This window comes from Enterobacter cloacae complex sp. SHL018 (assembly GCF_049237905.1).
Taxonomy (GTDB): domain Bacteria; phylum Pseudomonadota; class Gammaproteobacteria; order Enterobacterales; family Enterobacteriaceae; genus Enterobacter; species Enterobacter hormaechei_C.
Genome location: NZ_JBMKJE010000002.1, coordinates 417,676 through 435,753, shown reverse-complemented (window position 1 = coordinate 435,753; position 18,078 = coordinate 417,676). Strand labels below are relative to the sequence as shown.

The following is an 18,078-nucleotide window of genomic DNA, read 5'->3' as shown; positions in this document are numbered from 1 at the left end:
CTTTCCGGAGGGGGAATTACCATAAAATTTCCCGTAAAAACGTTGTTAATTCGTGCGTTGCGATTAACAATACGCGCTCGTAATAAAGTCCTTACCTGGCCACAGGTGAAGTATAATTGTCAGCTGTCAGGGCTTCAGAGGTCGCTATGCTATACATTGTTCGTCTCATTCTTACCGTTATTTATTGCATTCTGGTCTGTATTTTCGGATCGATTTATTGCCTGTTCAGCCCGCGTAACCCAAAGCATGTCGCGACGTTTGGCCACATGTTTGGTCGTCTTGCGCCGCTATTTGGCCTGAAGGTTGAAAAGCGTCTGCCTGAAGGGGCGGAGAATTTCGGTAACGCCATCTATATCGCTAACCATCAGAACAACTACGATATGGTGACGGCCTCAAATATTGTTCTTCCGCCGACCGTAACCGTGGGTAAAAAAAGCCTGCTGTGGATCCCGTTTTTCGGTCAGCTGTACTGGCTCACCGGTAACTTACTGATTGACCGTAACAACCGCGCCAAAGCGCATGGTACCATTGCGGAAGTGGTGGATCAGTTTAAAAAGCGCCGGATTTCCATCTGGATGTTCCCGGAAGGGACGCGCAGCCGTGGTCGCGGCCTGCTGCCGTTTAAGACCGGCGCGTTTCATGCTGCAATTGCGGCAGGCGTTCCAATTATTCCCGTGTGTGTTTCCAATACATCGAATAAGATTAATCTTAACCGTCTGAATAACGGACTGGTCATTGTCGAAATGCTGCCGCCGGTAGATACCTCAAAATACGGTAAAGACCAGGTGCGCGAGCTGGCCACGCACTGCCGCGAGCTGATGGCTCAGCATATTGCGCAGCTCGATAAAGAAGTTGCAGAGCGAGAAGCCGCCGGTAAGATTTGACCCGGTGTCGTGTAAGGGAAAACGAATTCCCGCGTTGTTAGTCGTTTCAGATGGAGCTTATATGTCACTCAGTCGGCGTCAGTTTATTCAGGCTTCGGGTATCGCCCTTTGTGCGGGTGCGATGCCGCGGACAGCCAGCGCCGCCGGGCAGCAACAGCCGCTGCCTATTCCGCCGTTGATTGAATCCCGTCGCGGGCAGCCGCTATTCCTCACGCTTCAGCGTAGCCACTGGTCCTTTACCCAGGGAACGCGCGCGCAGGTATGGGGCATTAACGGACGCTACCTCGGGCCGACCATTCGCGTGTGGAATGGCGATGACGTTAAGCTCATCTACAGTAACCGTACGACGGAAAATGTCGCGATGACCGTCAGTGGTTTGCAGGTGCCGGGGCCGCTGATTGGCGGCGCGGCACGCATGATGTCGCCGAATGCCGACTGGGCGCCCGTCCTCCCGATTCGTCAGAGCGCGGCGACATTGTGGTATCACGCCAACACCCCGAACCGCACCGCCCAGCAGGTCTACAACGGCCTGGCCGGAATGTGGCTGATTGAAGATGAGGTCAGCAAAACGCTGCCGATCCCGAATCACTACGGCGTTGATGATTTCCCGATCATTATTCAGGACAAGCGGCTGGATAACTTCGGCACGCCGGAGTACAGCGAGCCGGGCAGCGGTGGTTTTGTGGGCGATACGCTGCTGGTTAACGGCGCGCAAAGCCCGTATGTCGAAGTGTCTCGTGGCTGGGTGCGCCTGCGTCTGCTGAATGCCTCTAACTCGCGCCGCTACCAGTTGCAGATGAGCGACGGCCGCGCGCTGCATGTGATTTCAGGCGATCAGGGGTTATTACCTGCGCCGGTATCGGTAAAACAGCTGGCGCTGGCACCGGGCGAACGTCGTGAGATCCTCGTGGATATGACCAACGGGGATGAAGTGTCCGTGACCTGCGGCGAAGCGGCAAGCATTGTTGACCGTATTCGTGGCTTCTTTGAACCATCGAGCGTGCTGGTCTCCACGCTGGTGCTGACGCTGCGCCCGACCGGCCTGTTGCCGCTGGTGACCGACAGTCTGCCGATGCGCCTGCTGCCGCAGGAGATTGTGACCGGCCCGGCAGTACGCAGTCGCGATATCAGCCTTGGCGACGATCCGGGCATCAACGGCGCGCTGTGGGACGTAAACCGCATTGATATCACCGCCCAGCAGGGAACCTGGGAGCGCTGGACCGTCCGCTCGGAGATGCCGCAGTCGTTCCATATTGAAGGGGTGTCATTCCTGATCCGCAACGTCAACGGGGCGATGCCGTTCCCGGAAGACAGGGGCTGGAAAGATACCGTCTGGGTGGATGGCCAGGTCGAACTGCTCGTCTACTACGGCCAGCCTTCCTGGCCGCACTTCCCGTTCCTGTTCCACAGCCAGACGCTGGAGATGATGGACAGGGGATCGGTAGGGCAGATGCTGGTGAATCCGGCACCGTAAAACGAGTCGGGTGGCGGCTTCGCCTTACCCGACCTACAGGCCCGTAGGCCCGGTAAGCGTAGCGTCACCGGGCAATAAATACCCCTTCATTTCCCCCGGTAAACCAGCGTATAATCCCGCTCCTTTTGTCTATTTTTTCTTCGGAAGCATTATGAGCGCTATTTCCCTGATCCAGCCGGATCGCGACCTCTTCTCCTGGCCCCAGTACTGGGCAGCCTGCTTTGGACCGGCGCCGTTCCTGCCGATGTCCCGGGAAGAGATGGATCAACTGGGCTGGGACAGCTGCGATATCATTCTGGTGACGGGCGATGCGTATGTCGATCACCCGAGCTTTGGCATGGCGATCTGTGGCCGTATGCTTGAAGCTCAGGGCTTCCGCGTGGGGATCATCTCCCAGCCTGACTGGAACAGCAAAGACGACTTTATGCGTCTGGGCAAGCCTAACCTGTTCTTCGGCGTGACCGCGGGCAACATGGACTCGATGATCAACCGCTACACCGCCGACCGTAAGCTGCGCCATGACGACGCTTATACGGCTGACAACGTGGCGGGTAAACGTCCCGATCGCGCGACCCTCGTCTACACCCAGCGATGCAAAGAAGCATGGAAAGACGTGCCGGTGATCCTGGGCGGCATCGAGGCGAGCCTGCGCCGCACCGCGCACTACGACTACTGGTCTGACACCGTGCGCCGTTCGGTGCTGGTGGATTCAAAAGCCGACATGCTGATCTTCGGCAACGGCGAGCGTCCGCTGGTGGAAGTGGCGCATCGCCTGGCGCAGGGTGAAGCGGTCAGCGAGATCCGCGACGTGCGCAACACCGCGATCATGGTGAAAGAGGCGCTGCCGGGCTGGAGTGGGGTGGATTCCCGCATTATCGATATGCCGGGCAAAATCGACCCTATCCCGCATCCGTACGGTGACGATTTGCCGTGCGCGGATAATAAACCGGTTGAGCCGAAGAGAGCGGAAGCAAAGGCCGTGGTGGTGCAGCCGCCGCGTCCGAAGCCGTGGGAAAAAACCTATGTGCTGCTGCCGTCCTACGAAAAAGTAAAAAGCGATAAAGTACTCTACGCCCACGCGTCGCGCATCTTACACCATGAAACCAACCCCGGCTGCGCGCGAGCGCTGATGCAAAAGCACGGCGAGCGCTATATCTGGGTTAACCCGCCGGCGATCCCGCTCTCTACCGAAGAGATGGACAGCGTGTTTGCCCTGCCGTACAAGCGTGTGCCGCATCCGTCATATGGCAACAGCCGCATTCCGGCGTACGAGATGATTCGTTTCTCAATCAACATCATGCGCGGCTGCTTCGGCGGGTGCTCCTTCTGTTCGATCACCGAACACGAAGGCCGTATTATTCAGAGCCGTTCCGAAGAGTCGATTGTTAACGAGATCGAAGCGATTCGCGACACGGTGCCGGGCTTTACCGGCGTGATCTCCGATCTGGGTGGTCCAACGGCCAACATGTATATGCTGCGCTGTAAATCGCCGCGCGCCGAGCAGACCTGCCGTCGTCTCTCCTGCGTCTATCCGAGCATTTGCGAGCATATGGACACCAACCACGAGCCGACGATCAATCTTTACCGTCGCGCCCGCGATCTGAAAGGCATCAAGAAGATCCTGATCGCCTCCGGCGTGCGTTACGACATTGCGGTGGAAGATCCGCGCTACATCAAAGAGCTGGCGACGCACCACGTTGGCGGTTATCTGAAGATCGCCCCGGAGCACACCGAAGAAGGCCCGCTGTCCAAAATGATGAAGCCGGGCATGGGCAGCTATGACCGCTTTAAACAGCTGTTTGATACTTATTCAAAACAGGCGGGGAAAGAGCAGTATCTGATCCCATACTTCATCTCCGCACACCCCGGCACCCGGGATGAAGACATGGTGAACCTGGCGCTGTGGCTGAAGCAGCGTCGATTCCGTCTGGATCAGGTGCAGAACTTCTACCCGTCGCCGCTCGCCAACTCGACGACCATGTATTACACCGGCAAAAACCCGCTGAGTAAGATTGGTTATAAGAGCGAAGACGTGGTGGTGCCGAAAGGGGATAAACAGCGCCGTCTGCATAAAGCGCTGCTGCGTTATCACGATCCGAAAAACTGGCCGCTGATCCGTCAGGCGCTGGAAGAGATGGGGAAAAAGCACCTGATCGGCTCGCGTCGTGATTGCCTGGTGCCAGCGCCAACGCTGGAAGAGATGCGCGAAGCGCGCCGCCAGAACCGCAACACGCGCCCGGCGCTGACCAAGCACACGCCGATTGTGCATCAGCGTTCGAACGGTGTTGCGGGAACGAAGAAGAACGTAAAACGTAAGACCGGTTAAACCTGTAACAATGCCCGGTGGCGCTGCGCTTACCGGGCCTACAGGTCTAACCCTCTCCCCTCCGGGGAGAGGGCAGGGTGAGGGGATCACCCGCCAAACTGATCCGGGTCCGGCCCAAGCCGTTTGCCCTGATCCAGCTTCGCAATTTCACCCAGCTCGTCTTTATCCAGGCGGAAATCCCAGACGTCGAAGTTCTCGGCGATACGCGATGGCGTGACCGATTTCGGGATCACCACCAGACCGCTATCCAGATGCCAGCGAATGACGATCTGCGCCGGGGTTTTACCGTACTTATCCGCCAGTTCACGGATGATTTTCTGGTCAAACACCCCTTCGCCGCCCTGGGCCAACGGGCTCCAGGATTCGGTCTGGATCTTGTGCGTGGCGTTCCATGAATGAAGCTGGCGCTGCTGCATCAGCGGGTGCAGCTCAATCTGGTTAATCACCGGCGCGACGCCCGTTTCATCAATCAGGCGTTGCAGATGATGAACCTGGAAATTACAGACGCCGATGCTTTTTATCAGCCCCTCTTTTTGCAGTTCAATCATCCCTTTCCAGGCATCAACGTAATGGTCGATAGCCGGTACCGGCCAGTGCATGAGATAAAGATCGACGAAATCGAGCTGGAGTTTCTCCAGACTCTCCTGCAACGCTTCGCGGGGACGCTTTTGATCGTCGTTCCACAGCTTGGTGGTGATGAAAAGCTCATCCCGGGGAACGCCGGCGCTGGCAAGCGCTTTTCCCACGCCGTCCTCGTTTTTATAGGCGGCGGCGGTATCGATGGACCGATAGCCGACTTCCAGGGCTTTATGAATGGCGGAGACGACCTCGTCGTTACCGGCTTTCCATACACCTAGCCCCAGCTGGGGCATCACGTTGCCGTCCTGTAGCTTGATTACGGTTTGGTTTGCCATTTTTCCTCCTTCAGGTGCTCATCGCCGGAGGGAACCTCCGACGATGTGATGTGCATTAAGTCTGGACGAAATGTCAAAAAACGAAAGTCAGGATCCTAAAAACGCTTAGCGTGCCGCTTCGTAAATACGACGGCTGACGTCCAGGGTGATGTCGCCATGCTCGCCGATCTGCGTCATACCGTGTGCTTCCAGTTTCGCCAGCAGGGCAGGGATGGAACTGCCGTCCAGGCCGTAGCCAGAGAGACGCGTTGGCACGCCCAGGCTTTCAAAGAAGTGACGGGTGGCTTCAATCGCGGCATCGATACGCGCATCGTCGGAACCGTCGGTGATGTTCCACACGCGTTCGGCGTACTGGAGCAGTTTGGCGCGTTTAGCGTCACGTTTTTCGTTCCACAGCGCAGGCAGAACCACCGCCAGCGTCTGGGCGTGATCCAGGCCGTGCATCGCCGTTAGCTCGTGACCGAGCATATGAGTAGCCCAGTCCTGCGGCACGCCTGCGCCGATCAGGCCGTTCAGCGCCTGGGTGGCAGCCCACATCACGTTGGCACGCACGTCGTAATTTTCAGGCTCTTTCAGCGCTTTTGGACCTTCTTCAATCAGCGTCAGCAGAATGCCTTCCGCGAAACGATCCTGAATTTTGGCGTTTACCGGGTAAGTAACGTACTGCTCAACGGTGTGAACAAAGGCGTCGACCACGCCGTTCGCCACCTGACGCGCAGGCAGGGTATAGGTGTAAACCGGATCGAGGATCGCGAACACGGGCTGAACGTGTTCGTTCATAAAGGCCTGCTTGTCACCGGTGGTTTTACGGGAGATGACCGCGCCTTTGTTGGACTCAGAACCGGTGGCCGGCAGCGTCAGCACGGAGCCCATCGGGATCGCACTGCTGATGTCGCTGCCGCCCGTTTCCAGAATATGCCACGGGTCGATGCCGTCAGCGTAATGCGCCGCCGCCGCGATGAATTTGGTGCCGTCCAGCACGGAACCGCCGCCCACCGCCAGCAGGAAGGTGATCTGCTCCTCGCGGGCGATTTTTACCGCGTTCATCAGCGTTTCATAAGACGGGTTAGGCTCGATACCGCCGAACTCGCGCACGTCCAGGCCTTCCAGAGCGCTGTACACCTGATCCAGTACGCCGGTTTTTTTCACGCTGCCGCCGCCGTAGGTAATCAGGACGCGGGCGTCCGTCGGGATTTGCGCGCGCAGGTCAGCGATAGCGTTTTTACCAAACAGAATGCGGGTTGGGGTGTGAAGATTAAAGTTGTTCATGGCTTGTTCCCTGTAGTGGGTAAAAAATCGTGGTGGCGCAGAAGGCAACCTGATGCTGCTCATTGTGGCGGGCAGGCGCTATCCTCTCAATGCACATTCCTGCCGATGTCTTGCCCATTTCTACAGCGCGCTGGAGAAACGGTAAGAAAATGCGCACACTGTCAGCGTCGGAAACCGTACCCGGAGTAACTGAAAATGAACCGTGATGCCATCTGCCGCCAGCTAACGTCGCAGATTAAAAGACTGATAGATAACGGAAATGATTCGGCTGAGCTGCTGCCGGATATCCGATTGCTGTACGGTACCCAGCCCGGGACGCGCACCCCGGTGATGTATCAGCCCGGCATCGTGTTTCTCTTTTCTGGCCATAAGATTGGCTATATCAATGAGCGCGTGTTCCGTTACGACACCAATGAATATCTGCTTCTGACAGTACCTTTACCCTTCGAATGTGAAACTTTCGCGACAGAGGAGGTACCGCTGGCCGGGATCCGCGTCAACGTCGACATCCTCCAGTTGCAGGAGCTGCTGATGGAGATTGGGGAGGACGAACTTTTCCGGCCGTCAATGGCGGCAAGCGGTATCAACTCCGCGACCCTGTCGGAGGAAATTCTCTGCGCGATTGAACGCCTGTTAGACGTGATGGAAAGGCCGCTGGATGCGCGTATTCTCGGAAAGCAGATTATCCGCGAAATTCTTTACCATGTGCTGCTGGGACCGGGCGGCGGGGCGCTGCTGGCGCTGGTAAGCCGGCAAACGCACTTCAGCCTGATTAGCCGCGTGCTGAAGCGCATCGAGAGCCAGTACACGGAAAACCTCAGCGTTGACCAGCTGGCGGCGGAAGCCAATATGAGCGTCTCGGCGTTTCACCATAACTTTAAATCCGTCACCAGCACGTCGCCGTTGCAGTACCTCAAAACCTACCGTCTGCATAAGGCGCGGATGCTGATGATCCACGATGGCATGAAGGCCAGCGCCGCGGCGATGCGGGTCGGGTATGAAAGCGCGTCGCAGTTTAGTCGGGAGTTTAAGCGCTACTTCGGCGTCACGCCGGGGGAAGATGCGTCACGTATAAGAACCATGCAGGGAGCCTGAGGGGAAACGGAGGCCGGGTAAGCGGTAGCGCCACCCGGCTTTTATTTATGCGCTGCAATACTTTTTCTTAATCACTACCGCAATGGTACCCACCAGCCCTGCAACCAGCAGGAAAATCGGCAGGATCATCAGGAAGGTCATCACCTGGTCTTCATGGCGCTTAACAAAGGGGATCATATTCAGCGCGTAGCCGAGCGTGGTGACCACGCCTACCCAGAGCAGGGCGCTCAGCCAGTTGAAGAACTGGAAGCGGCGGTTAGAGAGGCCTGAAATACCCGCCATGGTAGGCAACAGGGTACGAACAAACGCCAGAAAACGCCCGGCAAGTAACGCCAGCAGGCCGTGACGGTCAAACATGCAGGTCGCGCGCTGGTGATATTTATGCGGCAGCTGCGCCAGCCAGCCTTTCACCACGCGAGTGTTTCCAAGCCAGCGCCCTTGCAGGTAGCTCAGCCAACAGCCGAGACTGGCCGCAGAGGTGAGGATCACCATTGTCGGTGCGAAGTCCATCACGCCCTTGCCGATTAACGCCCCTGCGAGCAAGAGCAGGCTGTCACCGGGTAAAAATGAGGCTGGCAGTAATCCATTTTCCAGAAACAGCGTCGCGAACATCACGAAATAGACAATCCCGACGACATGCGGGTCCGCCAGCGCGGCAAAATCGTGTTGCCAGAGCGCCGTGATGATATTTTGAATAACAGCCATGGACTTTCCTGTGGAACAGCAGATATAACGCTATTGTACTCCCAATTTTGCCTGTCGGGGTTGATCGCAGGCGCATCTCATACAGACTTTTCTGCTTGCGGTGTTCAGAATAGCGTCCGGGGAGTACATTTCAGCCAGCACTTTACACGATGCGCTCAAATCCTGCCGATAAATCCGCAATTAAATCGTCCACATTTTCCAGCCCGATATGCAGGCGGATTAAGGTCCCCTCGAAGTCCACCTCGCCGCCCGGGCGCAGGGCCGCAATCTGCTCCGGCTGGTTGGGCAGGAGCAGCGATTCAAACCCACCCCATGAATAGGCCATGCTGAAGAGGGTAAAGTTATCCAGATAGCTTGCCAGTTCGGCGTCATTCAGGCGCTTTTTAAGAACAAATGAGAACAACCCGCTGCTGCCCGTAAAGTCACGTTGCCAGTATTCGTGGCCCTTGCTACCCGGCAGCGCCGGATGGTTAACGCGCTCCACCTGCGGATGCAGCGCCAGCCACTGTGCAATTTGCAGGCTGCTTTCGTGATGCTGACGCAAACGCACGCCGAGCGTACGGATGCCCCGGCTGGTCATGTAGGCGGTATCGGCATCCACCATCTGGCCCATCAGGTAGGCGTTTTCACGCAATTGATCCCAGCAGCGGGCGTTAGACACCGCCGTACCGATCATGCCGTCGGAATGGCCAATCAGGTATTTGGTCGCCGCCTGAATGGAGATATCGATGTCAAATTCCAGGGCTTTAAACAGCACACCTGCCGCCCAGGTGTTGTCGATCATGATGATCGCTTCCGGCGCTATGCTGCGCACCGCCTTCACGATAGCCGGAACATCATGCACTTCCATGGTGATGGAGCCGGGAGATTCCAGGAACACAACGCGCGTGTTGGGCTGAATAAGCCCGGCAATACCGGCCCCAATCAGCGGATCGAACCAGCTGGTGGTGACGCCGAGCTTGCTGAGTATTTTGGTGCAGAAGTCCTGGCTTGGCTCGTAGGCGGTATTGGTCATCAGGACGTGGTCACCCTGTTCCACAAACGCCAGAATGGTATTGGCGACCGCCGCCGCGCCGCACGGGAAAAGCGCGCAGCCCGCGCCGCCCTCCAGTTCGCACATGGCTTCCTGCAACGAGAAATGGGTTAACGTGCCACGACGACCGTAAAACAGCCCGCCCTTCGCGCGATTACGCGTAGCGATTTTTTTATCTTCAACGGTATCAAACACCAGCGAGGAGGCGCGCTGGATCACGCTGTTGACCGAGCCCTGAGTGTATTTTTTACTGCGTCCTGCCTGCACCAGCGTGGTCTCAAGCTGCTTTTTAGTCATGTTCGCTAACCCTATTTTTATACGTCTGGACGTCCAGACTACCACGATTGTCAGAATGTGCATCCGGATGCTTATCGAATAAGCAGAAAATATTATCAAAAATTCGCATAAGAAATTTTTACTGCGTAAGCGCAAGGAAAGTGAGCGAAAATTACGGCACTATGTAAATACTAATGAGAACTACTATCAATTCGACGACGTTTTGATATTATTACGTTCAGATTTTGTGATTTGCGTCCTGGAGATACAGAGTGGGTAATAATTTGATGCAGACGGATCTCTCCGTTTGGGGCATGTATCAACATGCTGACATCGTAGTTAAGATTGTGATGATCGGCCTGATTCTGGCGTCCGTGATCACCTGGGCTATCTTCTTCAGCAAGAGCGCCGAACTTCTTTCACAAAAACGCCGCCTCAAGCGTGAGCAGAAGCAGCTGGCGGAAGCCCGCTCTCTGGATCAGGCTTCTGATATCACCTCATCCTTCCATGCGAAAAGCCTGACTACCCTGTTAGTGAACGAAGCGCAGAACGAGCTGGAACTCTCCGCAGGCAGTGAAGATAATGAAGGCATTAAAGAGCGTACCGGCTTCCGTCTGGAGCGTCGCGTTGCGGCCGTGGGTCGTCATATGGGCCGCGGTAACGGCTACCTGGCGACTATCGGCGCCATCTCCCCGTTCGTCGGCCTGTTCGGTACCGTCTGGGGCATCATGAACAGCTTTATCGGTATCGCCCAGACGCAGACCACTAACCTTGCGGTCGTCGCGCCGGGTATCGCAGAAGCGCTGCTGGCCACGGCTATCGGTCTGGTTGCCGCTATCCCGGCGGTTGTTATCTATAACATCTTCGCGCGCATGATTGGCAGTTACAAAGCCACATTGGGTGACGTTGCCGCGCAGGTTCTGCTGCTGCAAAGCCGCGATCTGGACCTGAACGCCAGCGCCGTTAAACCGGTACATGCGGCGTCCAAACTGCGCGTAGGTTGATTGTATGGCAATGCGTCTTAATGAAAATCTGGACGATAACGGTGAAATGCATGAGATCAACGTGACGCCGTTTATCGACGTCATGCTGGTTCTGCTGATTATCTTTATGGTTGCCGCACCGCTGGCGACGGTGGACGTGAAGGTGAATCTGCCTGCGTCCTCCAGCCAGCCGCAGCCGCGTCCGGAAAAGCCTATTTACCTGTCCGTGAAGGCCGATAAGTCCATGTTCCTGGGCAACGATCCGGTAACGGATGCCTCGGTTATTCCGGCGCTGGACCAGCTGACCGGCGGCAAGAAAGACACCACCGTCTTCTTCCGCGCGGATAAAACCGTCGATTATGAAACCATGATGAAGGTAATGGACACGCTGCATCAGGCGGGATACCTGAAGATTGGTCTGGTCGGCGAAGAGAAAGCGGCCGCGAAGTAAAACGAAGGCTTTTGCAGCCTTCCCTTCCGGGTGGCGGCGCCGCCTTACCCGGCCTGCATTCCGCAACAATCATTGTTGACTCACACTGAAGGCGCCGTCGGCGCCTCTTCATCAAGCGCTACACAGGTCACGTTTGAAGTTCGGTAATGACCTTCCGAGAGTTTTCGGGTCAGGCGCAGGGTGGCTGTCTCGCGTGCCAGCAGGTACTGATAGTTCGCCTCCAGTCGCCCGAGGATCTTCTCCTTAAGCTCAGGGCGCTGTTCAATAATGGCGTTCATCACCGCGCCGTAAATCTCCTCCTTGGCCTGCAAGGCGTAAATCTCCCGACGATTCTGCCATTTCAGGCGCACCAGCGTGGCCGGAATCGAAACCAAATCCTGCGTAATTCGCGTCATCTCGTCATTTTTTATCTTTTTCAGGGCGTCGAGATTCTGCTTTAAGATAAATTCATCGCTTTTCTTATCATCTAAAGTCAAATAAACGTTATTACCGCTGTCATCATTCACGTTAATCTTCCCCCAGGTTATAAAAAATGGGATTGTTTTTTTCACGCGTAATTAAATTAAGCCAAATTTCATTGCCGGCCTCATTTATTTGCTGCGTTTTCTCGGTCATTATTTGACTGAGCCTCTGGGCGTCTATTTCCCCTTCGGCCTGTAAATCATTCAGCAGATGAACTAAGGCTTCAATCTTGATGGCGCGAAATAAACGCTCTTTTAAATGGCGATCGTGCTCTTCCAGCACCATATTACGGGATTTGCCGGTGCGTGAAACACCAATTAATATGTCGGCTTCATAGTCGGAGAGTTTTCTTTTTCCTTGAGTGAAATTCGCCTCTTTATCTGCTTCCGTCGAAGGCTGTTCCACAGGCGTAATGTGGTACTTTGCCGGGACAAGATTGTCGGGCAGCATTTTAATTTCCTTTAATTTCAAAAAAGGTGGGGGTGGAAAAAGGGTGAGATTCGTTGACAATAACATGAGGCAATTTTAAAATCAAAAAAAATGGAGCCTACCCATGAACAGCATTTTCTTTACGGTCATAACGTTACTATTACTGACCGCTGGCGTGCTTTTATTGATGCAAGAGTTAAATAAAACGAAAGCGTCAAAAGACGTCAGTGAACCGCCGCAGCCTGAATTGATGTCGAAAGAGGAGGGGGAAGATCATTTCTCCGTATTGATGAACACCGTGACGCCGGTCTGGTACTGGCGGGTAAATCACGAATATATCGATTTTCTCCATGCGACAATTAAGCGAATGAAAATGGCTGAAATTAATGATACGCCCGGCCTGTTCGACGCGCAACGCCGTTGTAGCGACCTTAATTCGGCGGTTTATAAATATTACGACAATATCAAAAAGCGCTGTCTGAATGGCGAGAAGGTGTCGTACTCCGATTTAGACGTATTAAATCTGCGCCAGTGTTTTCGCGAGTTTAGCCTGGAAGCCTACCCGGAACTGGTCGCGCTGGTCTGGCCGGAGTATGCGCGTCCGGATGTGGATCCCAACGAGGTATAGTTGAGATATACTGAGCGCTGGTTTCGTTTGCAGACAGGATTTTATGGAACGCTTCTTTGAAAACGCAATGTATGCCTCTCGCTGGCTGCTCGCACCCGTCTATTTTGGTCTCTCCCTGGCGTTGGTCGCCCTGACGATCAAGTTCTTCCAGGAGATATTTCACGTCCTGCCAAACATTTTCTCCGTGGCAGAAGCCGATTTGATTCTGGTTCTGCTGTCGCTGGTGGATATGACGCTGGTGGGGGGGTTACTGGTGATGGTGATGTTCTCCGGTTATGAGAATTTCGTCTCTCAGCTTGATATCGCCGAGCACAAAGAAAAGCTCAACTGGCTGGGGAAAATGGATGCCTCATCGCTGAAGAATAAAGTCGCGGCGTCGATTGTGGCGATTTCGTCTATACACCTGTTACGCGTCTTTATGGACGCGAAAAACGTCCCGGATAATAAGCTGATGTGGTATGTGATTATCCACCTGACGTTTGTGCTGTCGGCGTTTGTGATGGGGTATCTGGATAAGATCAGTAAGAAATAAATCCACCATGCCCCTCACCCTGCCCTCTCCCCAGAGGGGAGAGGGTGTTCATGTTCCCTCTCCCCTCTGGGGAGAGGGTTAGGGTGAGGGGCGAAAGCATCGGACTGCACTATTTATCCGACGACGCCTGCCACAAATTCAGCTCACCATCCGCAACGTGCTGGTCAATCCGCGTCAGTTCATCTTCGCTAAAGCGCAGGTTATTCAGCGCCTGAACGTTCTCTTCCAGCTGCTCCGGGCGGCTCGCGCCAATCAGCACCGACGTTACACGCTCATCTTTCAACAGCCAGCTTAGCGCCATCTGCGCCATCGTCTGCCCGCGCGCGTGCGCCATCTCGTTCAGCAAACGAAGGCTGCTCAGGTTGGCTTCCGTCAGCATTTTCTCCGTCAGGCCGCGCACTTTTTTCCCTTCGCGTTGCATACGTGAACCGTCCGGAATACCGTTCAGGTATTTTCCGGTGAGCAGGCCCTGTGCCAGCGGGGTAAAGGCGATACAGCCCGTTCCGTTTTTCTCCAGCGCGTCCAGCAGGCCGGTCTTGTCGACCCAGCGGTTAAGCAGGTTGTAAGACGGCTGGTGGATCAAAAGCGGGATCTTCCACTCGCGCAGCAATTCGGCCATTACCGCCGTGCGTTCCGTGGAGTAGGACGAAATGCCGACGTACAGCGCTTTTCCGCTCTGCACCGCGTGTGCCAGCGCGGCGGCGGTCTCTTCCATTGGCGTGTTTTCGTCTACGCGGTGAGAATAGAAAATATCCACATACTCCACACCCATGCGTTTCAGGCTCTGGTCGAGGCTGGCGAGCAGGTATTTACGTGAACCGCCCGAACCATACGGCCCTGGCCACATGTCGTAGCCCGCTTTGGTGGAGATGATCAGCTCGTCGCGATACCCGGCAAAATCCTCCCGCAGCAGACGGCCAAAATTCTCTTCAGCGCTGCCTGGTGGGGGGCCGTAGTTGTTGGCAAGGTCAAAGTGGGTAATACCGAGATCGAAGGCCTTACGCAGCAGCGCGCGCTGGGAATCGAGCGGCTGAACGTGACCGAAGCTGTGCCACAGGCCCAGCGACAGTGCCGGTAAGCGCAGGCCGCTTTTGCCGCAGTATCGGTACTGCATGTTTTCGTATCGGCCGGTGTAAGGGTGCCAGGACATGATGTCTCCTTTCTTGTCGGTGAATTTTCGAAACAACGTTTTCATTCTATGCCGACTCGATAACAAAAAAGTATATTTTCTGCGGTATCTGCCGATAAAGAGGGTAGTACTCGCCTCTGGGCGAATTCACCCTCACGGCAAGGAATACTCAATGAAGATGCTTCGTAATTTCACCATCCGTTTCGTCATGCTGACGATACTGGGGATCTTTTGTGTCATGTGGGCAGGCGTGGGGCTTTACAGCACCTGGTCTCTGTCTCGTGTTTCTGATGGTAATGATGTTGACCGCCAGCTGGTCCGGCAAATGACGGTGCTGAGCCAGGGCAACGATCAGTATTTCCGTTTCGTCACCCGCCTGAGCCGGGCGATGGAAGTTAAAGCGGCGGGCGGCACGCCGGACCTGGCTTCTGCTCAGCAGGCGCTGGATAACATGAGTAAAAAGCTGGCAGAGATGAAAGCTATCTCTCCGGGCCCGATGGATGAAAAGGTGTCTGCGCAGGTGATTTCCACCTGGCAGGCGCTGCTCGATCGTGGCGTGACGCCGCAGATGGCGCAGGCGAAGCAGGCGACGCTCGAAGGCTATCGTCAGCATGCCAACAACGTCACGCCGCCGCTAAGCCGTGCATTCGGGTCAGCGGCTGAGAACTTTAACAACACCGCGGCGAAGGCGCTCGACAGCACGCGCGTGGTGGTCGACGGCCTCACCAGCATGACCCGGACGGTGATTATCACCGCCACGATCGTGGGTCTGTTGATCCTGCTGTTCACCGACCGCTACCTGGTGGCGATACTGGTAAAACCGCTGGATCGTATCCGTCAGCAGTTCCGCCAGATTGCGCAGGGCGATCTCAGCCAGCCGATTGAATCCTTTGGCCGCAACTGCGTGGGGCAACTGGTGCCGCTGCTGAGCGCCATGCAGGACAGCCTGCGGGAAGCGGTCAGCACGATTCGTTCCGGCAGCGAGAATATCTGGCGCGGGGCAACGGAGATCTCCAGCGGGAATAACGATCTCTCTTCGCGTACCGAAGAGCAGGCCGCCGCGCTGGAATAGACCGCGGCCAGCATGGAGCAGCTAACCGCAACGGTGAAGCTGAACGCCGAAAGCGCGCGGCAGGCCAGCCAGCTTGCGGATGTCGCCTCCAGTACGGCCAGCCGCGGCGGCTCGCTGGTGGAAGATGTGGTCACAACCATGAGCGGCATTTCGGACAGCTCGAAAAAAATCGCTGAAATCACTACCGTCATCAACAGCATCGCCTTCCAGACCAATATTCTGGCGCTGAACGCCGCGGTGGAAGCGGCCCGGGCCGGGGAGCAGGGGCGGGGCTTTGCGGTCGTGGCGGGTGAGGTGCGTAATCTGGCCAGCCGCAGCGCGAATGCGGCAAAAGAGATCGAAGGGCTGATTGCAGATTCCGTTGCCCGCGTGGAGCAGGGGGCGCAGCTGGTGAACGATACCGGCACCACGATGGAAGCGATCCTGCGCGACGTGACGGAAGTGACCGTCATTATGAAGCAGATCGCCACCGCGTCAGAGGAGCAGAGCAAAGGTATTTCTCAGGTCGGCGTTGCCATCACGCAGATGGACGGCGTGACCCAGCAGAACGCCTCGCTGGTGGAGCAGGTTTCCGCCGCCGCCGCCGCACTTGAACGGCAGACCGAAGAACTCCAGCGCTCAGTGCAGAAATTCCGTCTCACCGCGTAACCTCTCGTGTCAGGCCGTCTCTGGCGGCCTGACGTTTATCGCTCTGAATAATCTGTGTCACCTGTGACAGCTGACCAATTTTCACTTCACTTGCCCGCATAAATTTACTTTTGTCGATCAGCAGCAGCGACTGGCTGGCGCGGTTTAACAGCAGCGCCTTAAAGCCCGCGTTGTGCTCGGACGGATCCCAAAGGATGCCATGCTCATCGACCCCTTCACACGAGAAGATGAACAGATCGATCTCCAGCCCTTTTAGCTGCGTCACCAGCGCCGGGTTAACATAGCAGCGATACTTACGCTCAAGCGTTCCGCCGGAGCAGATAAGCGTGATCCGCTCGCGCTTTGCCATCTCGTGGCAGATAGGCAGACTGTTGGTAAATACGGTGAGGTCGATGTCCGGCAACTGGCGCGCCAGATGAAAGCAGGTTGAGCTGGCGTCGAGGGCGATGGTCATCCCTTCGCTGATCCAGCCCAGCGCGTGGCGGGCAATATCGGCTTTGTCGGCATAATGGCTTTTCAGGCGTGCGCCAAAGGGTTCACCGCTGTCGCGGCTGTCCGGATGAATCAGACGCGCGCGCCCGTGCTGGCGCAGAAGCTTCCCCTGCTGCTGCAACGACTTCAGATCCCGGCGGATGGTCTCTTTGCTGACGGAGAGCTTTTCAGCCAGCACATCGGTAGTCAGCCAGTCGCTTTTACTCAGCAAGGTGATAAGACTCTGCTGTCGGGTCGCTTTTAGCGTCTGGTCTGACATACGAGGCTCCTTGCGCACGCGTGCTGACGCATTTTTCTCATCGCGGAAGAAGGGCGGCGAACCGCCCGGTCATGGATCAACCCTGACGTTTATCTTCCGTCTGGGTATCGAAGTCGCTTGCTGAATGACGCTCATGCAACTGCTCGTTCAGCTCGCCGTTGGTACGGTTAACAATGCGCCCGCGTTTAACAGCCGGACGATTCGCCACATCTTTTGCCCAGCGCTGCACGTTGGTGTACTTCCCGGCATCCAGGAACTCGGCGGCGTTATACACGCTGCCCAGCGCCACGCAGCCAAACCATGGCCAGACTGCCATATCCGCAATGGTATATTCCTCACCCGCTACGTAACGACCGCGCGCCAGCTGTTTGTCCAGCACGTCGAACAGGCGTTTAGCTTCCATGGTGAAGCGATCGATAGCGTACTCAATCTTCACTGGTGCGTAGTTATAGAAGTGGCCAAAACCGCCGCCGAGGAACGGGGCCGCGCCCTGTAACCAGAACAGCCAGTTCAGGGTTTCCGTTCGTCCTGCCGGATCTTTTGGCAGGAAGTGACCAAATTTCTCGGCCAGGTAGAGCAGGATATTGCCGGATTCAAAGACGCGCGTCGGCGGGGTGGTGGAGTGGTCACGCAGGGCCGGGATCTTCGAGTTCGGGTTCACGTCGACAAAACCGCTGGAGAACTGATCGCCCTCACCAATGCGGATCAACCATGCGTCGTATTCCGCGCCCGTCACGCCCAGCGCCAGCAGCTCTTCCAGCATGATGGTAACTTTCTGTCCATTCGGCGTACCGAGAGAGTACAGCTGGAGCGGGTGCGCGCCCACAGGTAGCTCTTTCTCGTGCGTCGCGCCCGAGACGGGACGGTTGATATTGGCGAACGCGCCGCCATTATTCTGTTTCCATTCCCACACTTTCGGTGGCTGATAGGTGTTATCTGACATGTTGGCCTGCCTTTTTGGTGTTGTGTTGAGGCAGTGTAGCAGGAGATGCAGGAACCGTTTAACGATGCGAGCGT

Annotated in this window: 17 protein-coding genes and 1 pseudogene; 9 read left to right on the top strand and 9 right to left on the bottom strand. The window is 56.1% G+C overall.

Translation table 11 applies throughout. The annotated features are described in order from the left end of the window. The first annotated feature begins 146 nt into the window (after positions 1-146). From plsC to ACOTY5_RS11890, 3 genes are all read left to right on the top strand, one after another. Positions 147-884 carry a 1-acylglycerol-3-phosphate O-acyltransferase gene (gene plsC, locus ACOTY5_RS11900; RefSeq protein WP_003862497.1) on the top strand — a complete coding sequence of 246 codons (738 nt, stop codon included), beginning with the start codon at positions 147-149 and terminating at the stop codon, positions 882-884. 61 nt (positions 885-945) lie between these two features. Then, positions 946-2,358, top strand: coding sequence for a cell division protein FtsP (ftsP, locus tag ACOTY5_RS11895; RefSeq protein ID WP_017384056.1), 1,413 nt, complete (start codon positions 946-948; stop codon positions 2,356-2,358). Positions 2,359-2,509: 151 nt separating this feature from the next. Continuing rightward, positions 2,510-4,684, top strand: coding sequence for a YgiQ family radical SAM protein (locus ACOTY5_RS11890; protein ID WP_126497268.1), 2,175 nt, complete (start codon positions 2,510-2,512; stop codon positions 4,682-4,684). Between the two features lie 86 nt (positions 4,685-4,770). Here ACOTY5_RS11890 and dkgA read toward each other — a convergent pair whose 3' ends face one another. Together dkgA and yqhD are read right to left on the bottom strand one after the other, a co-directional pair. After that, positions 4,771-5,598: a 2,5-didehydrogluconate reductase DkgA gene (gene dkgA / locus ACOTY5_RS11885; protein ID WP_003862493.1), complete on the bottom strand. Its 828-nt coding sequence runs from the start codon at positions 5,596-5,598 to the stop codon at positions 4,771-4,773. A 105-nt stretch (positions 5,599-5,703) separates the two neighbouring features. After that, positions 5,704-6,867, bottom strand: coding sequence for an alcohol dehydrogenase (gene yqhD / locus ACOTY5_RS11880; protein ID WP_003862492.1), 1,164 nt, complete (start codon positions 6,865-6,867; stop codon positions 5,704-5,706). Positions 6,868-7,062: 195 nt separating this feature from the next. Between yqhD and ACOTY5_RS11875 the strand changes: the two genes are divergently transcribed. Beyond that, positions 7,063-7,962, top strand: a complete 900-nt coding sequence (locus ACOTY5_RS11875; protein WP_017382749.1) for an AraC family transcriptional regulator — start codon at positions 7,063-7,065, stop codon at positions 7,960-7,962. A 45-nt stretch (positions 7,963-8,007) separates the two neighbouring features. On the opposite strand, the gene yghB is transcribed toward ACOTY5_RS11875, so the two are convergent. Together yghB and metC are read right to left on the bottom strand one after the other, a co-directional pair. Further along, positions 8,008-8,667 carry a DedA family general envelope maintenance protein YghB gene (gene yghB / locus ACOTY5_RS11870; protein ID WP_015571869.1) on the bottom strand — a complete coding sequence of 220 codons (660 nt, stop codon included), beginning with the start codon at positions 8,665-8,667 and terminating at the stop codon, positions 8,008-8,010. Positions 8,668-8,809: 142 nt separating this feature from the next. Continuing rightward, the gene (gene metC, locus ACOTY5_RS11865; RefSeq protein ID WP_045141915.1) at positions 8,810-9,997 is read right to left on the bottom strand and encodes a cystathionine beta-lyase; all 1,188 of its coding nucleotides are present in this window, start codon (positions 9,995-9,997) and stop codon (positions 8,810-8,812) included. Positions 9,998-10,248: 251 nt separating this feature from the next. On the opposite strand from metC, the gene exbB reads away from it, so the two are divergent. Together exbB and exbD are read left to right on the top strand one after the other, a co-directional pair. After that, on the top strand, positions 10,249-10,980 hold the full coding sequence (gene exbB / locus ACOTY5_RS11860; RefSeq protein WP_003862482.1) for a tol-pal system-associated acyl-CoA thioesterase: 732 nt from the start codon (positions 10,249-10,251) through the stop codon (positions 10,978-10,980). Positions 10,981-10,984: 4 nt separating this feature from the next. Beyond that, positions 10,985-11,410 carry a TonB system transport protein ExbD gene (gene exbD, locus ACOTY5_RS11855; protein WP_001251472.1) on the top strand — a complete coding sequence of 142 codons (426 nt, stop codon included), beginning with the start codon at positions 10,985-10,987 and terminating at the stop codon, positions 11,408-11,410. 80 nt (positions 11,411-11,490) lie between these two features. Here the strand turns inward: exbD and ACOTY5_RS11850 are convergent, their stop codons facing one another. Together ACOTY5_RS11850 and ACOTY5_RS11845 are read right to left on the bottom strand one after the other, a co-directional pair. After that, the gene (locus tag ACOTY5_RS11850; protein WP_017382748.1) at positions 11,491-11,916 is read right to left on the bottom strand and encodes a hypothetical protein; all 426 of its coding nucleotides are present in this window, start codon (positions 11,914-11,916) and stop codon (positions 11,491-11,493) included. A 1-nt stretch (position 11,917) separates the two neighbouring features. Further along, positions 11,918-12,322 carry a hypothetical protein gene (locus tag ACOTY5_RS11845; protein ID WP_032655029.1) on the bottom strand — a complete coding sequence of 135 codons (405 nt, stop codon included), beginning with the start codon at positions 12,320-12,322 and terminating at the stop codon, positions 11,918-11,920. 103 nt (positions 12,323-12,425) lie between these two features. On the opposite strand from ACOTY5_RS11845, the gene ACOTY5_RS11840 reads away from it, so the two are divergent. Both ACOTY5_RS11840 and ACOTY5_RS11835 read left to right on the top strand, forming a co-directional pair. Then, a complete protein-coding gene (locus tag ACOTY5_RS11840) occupies positions 12,426-12,929 on the top strand; it encodes an ESA_00282 family adhesion-associated protein (RefSeq protein ID WP_045141916.1) in 504 nt (167 codons plus the stop codon). Between the two features lie 43 nt (positions 12,930-12,972). Beyond that, on the top strand, positions 12,973-13,461 hold the full coding sequence (locus ACOTY5_RS11835) for a TIGR00645 family protein (RefSeq protein WP_006811956.1): 489 nt from the start codon (positions 12,973-12,975) through the stop codon (positions 13,459-13,461). Between the two features lie 109 nt (positions 13,462-13,570). Here ACOTY5_RS11835 and ACOTY5_RS11830 read toward each other — a convergent pair whose 3' ends face one another. Further along, positions 13,571-14,611 carry an aldo/keto reductase gene (locus ACOTY5_RS11830; RefSeq protein WP_017382745.1) on the bottom strand — a complete coding sequence of 347 codons (1,041 nt, stop codon included), beginning with the start codon at positions 14,609-14,611 and terminating at the stop codon, positions 13,571-13,573. A 151-nt stretch (positions 14,612-14,762) separates the two neighbouring features. Here ACOTY5_RS11830 and ACOTY5_RS11825 point away from each other — a divergent pair. Continuing rightward, a pseudogene (locus ACOTY5_RS11825) lies at positions 14,763-16,310 on the top strand (methyl-accepting chemotaxis protein). On the opposite strand, the gene fucR reads toward ACOTY5_RS11825, so the two are convergent. Together fucR and yghU are read right to left on the bottom strand one after the other, a co-directional pair. Continuing rightward, positions 16,300-17,061, bottom strand: a complete 762-nt coding sequence (gene fucR, locus ACOTY5_RS11820) for an L-fucose operon activator (RefSeq protein ID WP_045141917.1) — start codon at positions 17,059-17,061, stop codon at positions 16,300-16,302. The pseudogene ACOTY5_RS11825 and the gene fucR overlap by 11 nt on opposite strands. A gap of 76 nt (positions 17,062-17,137) precedes the next feature. Continuing rightward, the gene (gene yghU, locus ACOTY5_RS11815; protein ID WP_003862465.1) at positions 17,138-18,004 is read right to left on the bottom strand and encodes a glutathione-dependent disulfide-bond oxidoreductase; all 867 of its coding nucleotides are present in this window, start codon (positions 18,002-18,004) and stop codon (positions 17,138-17,140) included. Between the last annotated feature and the right edge of the window lie 74 nt (positions 18,005-18,078).

Bases quoted from the DNA above. Each gene is read 5' to 3' on its own strand.
- ACOTY5_RS11845 (WP_032655029.1), bottom strand. From the start codon at position 12,322: ATGCTGCCCGACAATCTTGTCCCGGCAAAGTACCACATTACGCCTGTG.
- fucR (WP_045141917.1), bottom strand. From the start codon at position 17,061: ATGTCAGACCAGACGCTAAAAGCGACCCGACAGCAGAGTCTTATCACC.
- ACOTY5_RS11890 (WP_126497268.1), top strand. From the start codon at position 2,510: ATGAGCGCTATTTCCCTGATCCAGCCGGATCGCGACCTCTTCTCCTGG.
- ftsP (WP_017384056.1), top strand. From the start codon at position 946: ATGTCACTCAGTCGGCGTCAGTTTATTCAGGCTTCGGGTATCGCCCTT.
- ACOTY5_RS11875 (WP_017382749.1), top strand. From the start codon at position 7,063: ATGAACCGTGATGCCATCTGCCGCCAGCTAACGTCGCAGATTAAAAGA.
- ACOTY5_RS11835 (WP_006811956.1), top strand. From the start codon at position 12,973: ATGGAACGCTTCTTTGAAAACGCAATGTATGCCTCTCGCTGGCTGCTC.
- plsC (WP_003862497.1), top strand. From the start codon at position 147: ATGCTATACATTGTTCGTCTCATTCTTACCGTTATTTATTGCATTCTG.
- yghB (WP_015571869.1), bottom strand. From the start codon at position 8,667: ATGGCTGTTATTCAAAATATCATCACGGCGCTCTGGCAACACGATTTT.
- ACOTY5_RS11840 (WP_045141916.1), top strand. From the start codon at position 12,426: ATGAACAGCATTTTCTTTACGGTCATAACGTTACTATTACTGACCGCT.
- ACOTY5_RS11830 (WP_017382745.1), bottom strand. From the start codon at position 14,611: ATGTCCTGGCACCCTTACACCGGCCGATACGAAAACATGCAGTACCGA.
- metC (WP_045141915.1), bottom strand. From the start codon at position 9,997: ATGACTAAAAAGCAGCTTGAGACCACGCTGGTGCAGGCAGGACGCAGT.
- yqhD (WP_003862492.1), bottom strand. From the start codon at position 6,867: ATGAACAACTTTAATCTTCACACCCCAACCCGCATTCTGTTTGGTAAA.
- dkgA (WP_003862493.1), bottom strand. From the start codon at position 5,598: ATGGCAAACCAAACCGTAATCAAGCTACAGGACGGCAACGTGATGCCC.
- exbD (WP_001251472.1), top strand. From the start codon at position 10,985: ATGGCAATGCGTCTTAATGAAAATCTGGACGATAACGGTGAAATGCAT.
- yghU (WP_003862465.1), bottom strand. From the start codon at position 18,004: ATGTCAGATAACACCTATCAGCCACCGAAAGTGTGGGAATGGAAACAG.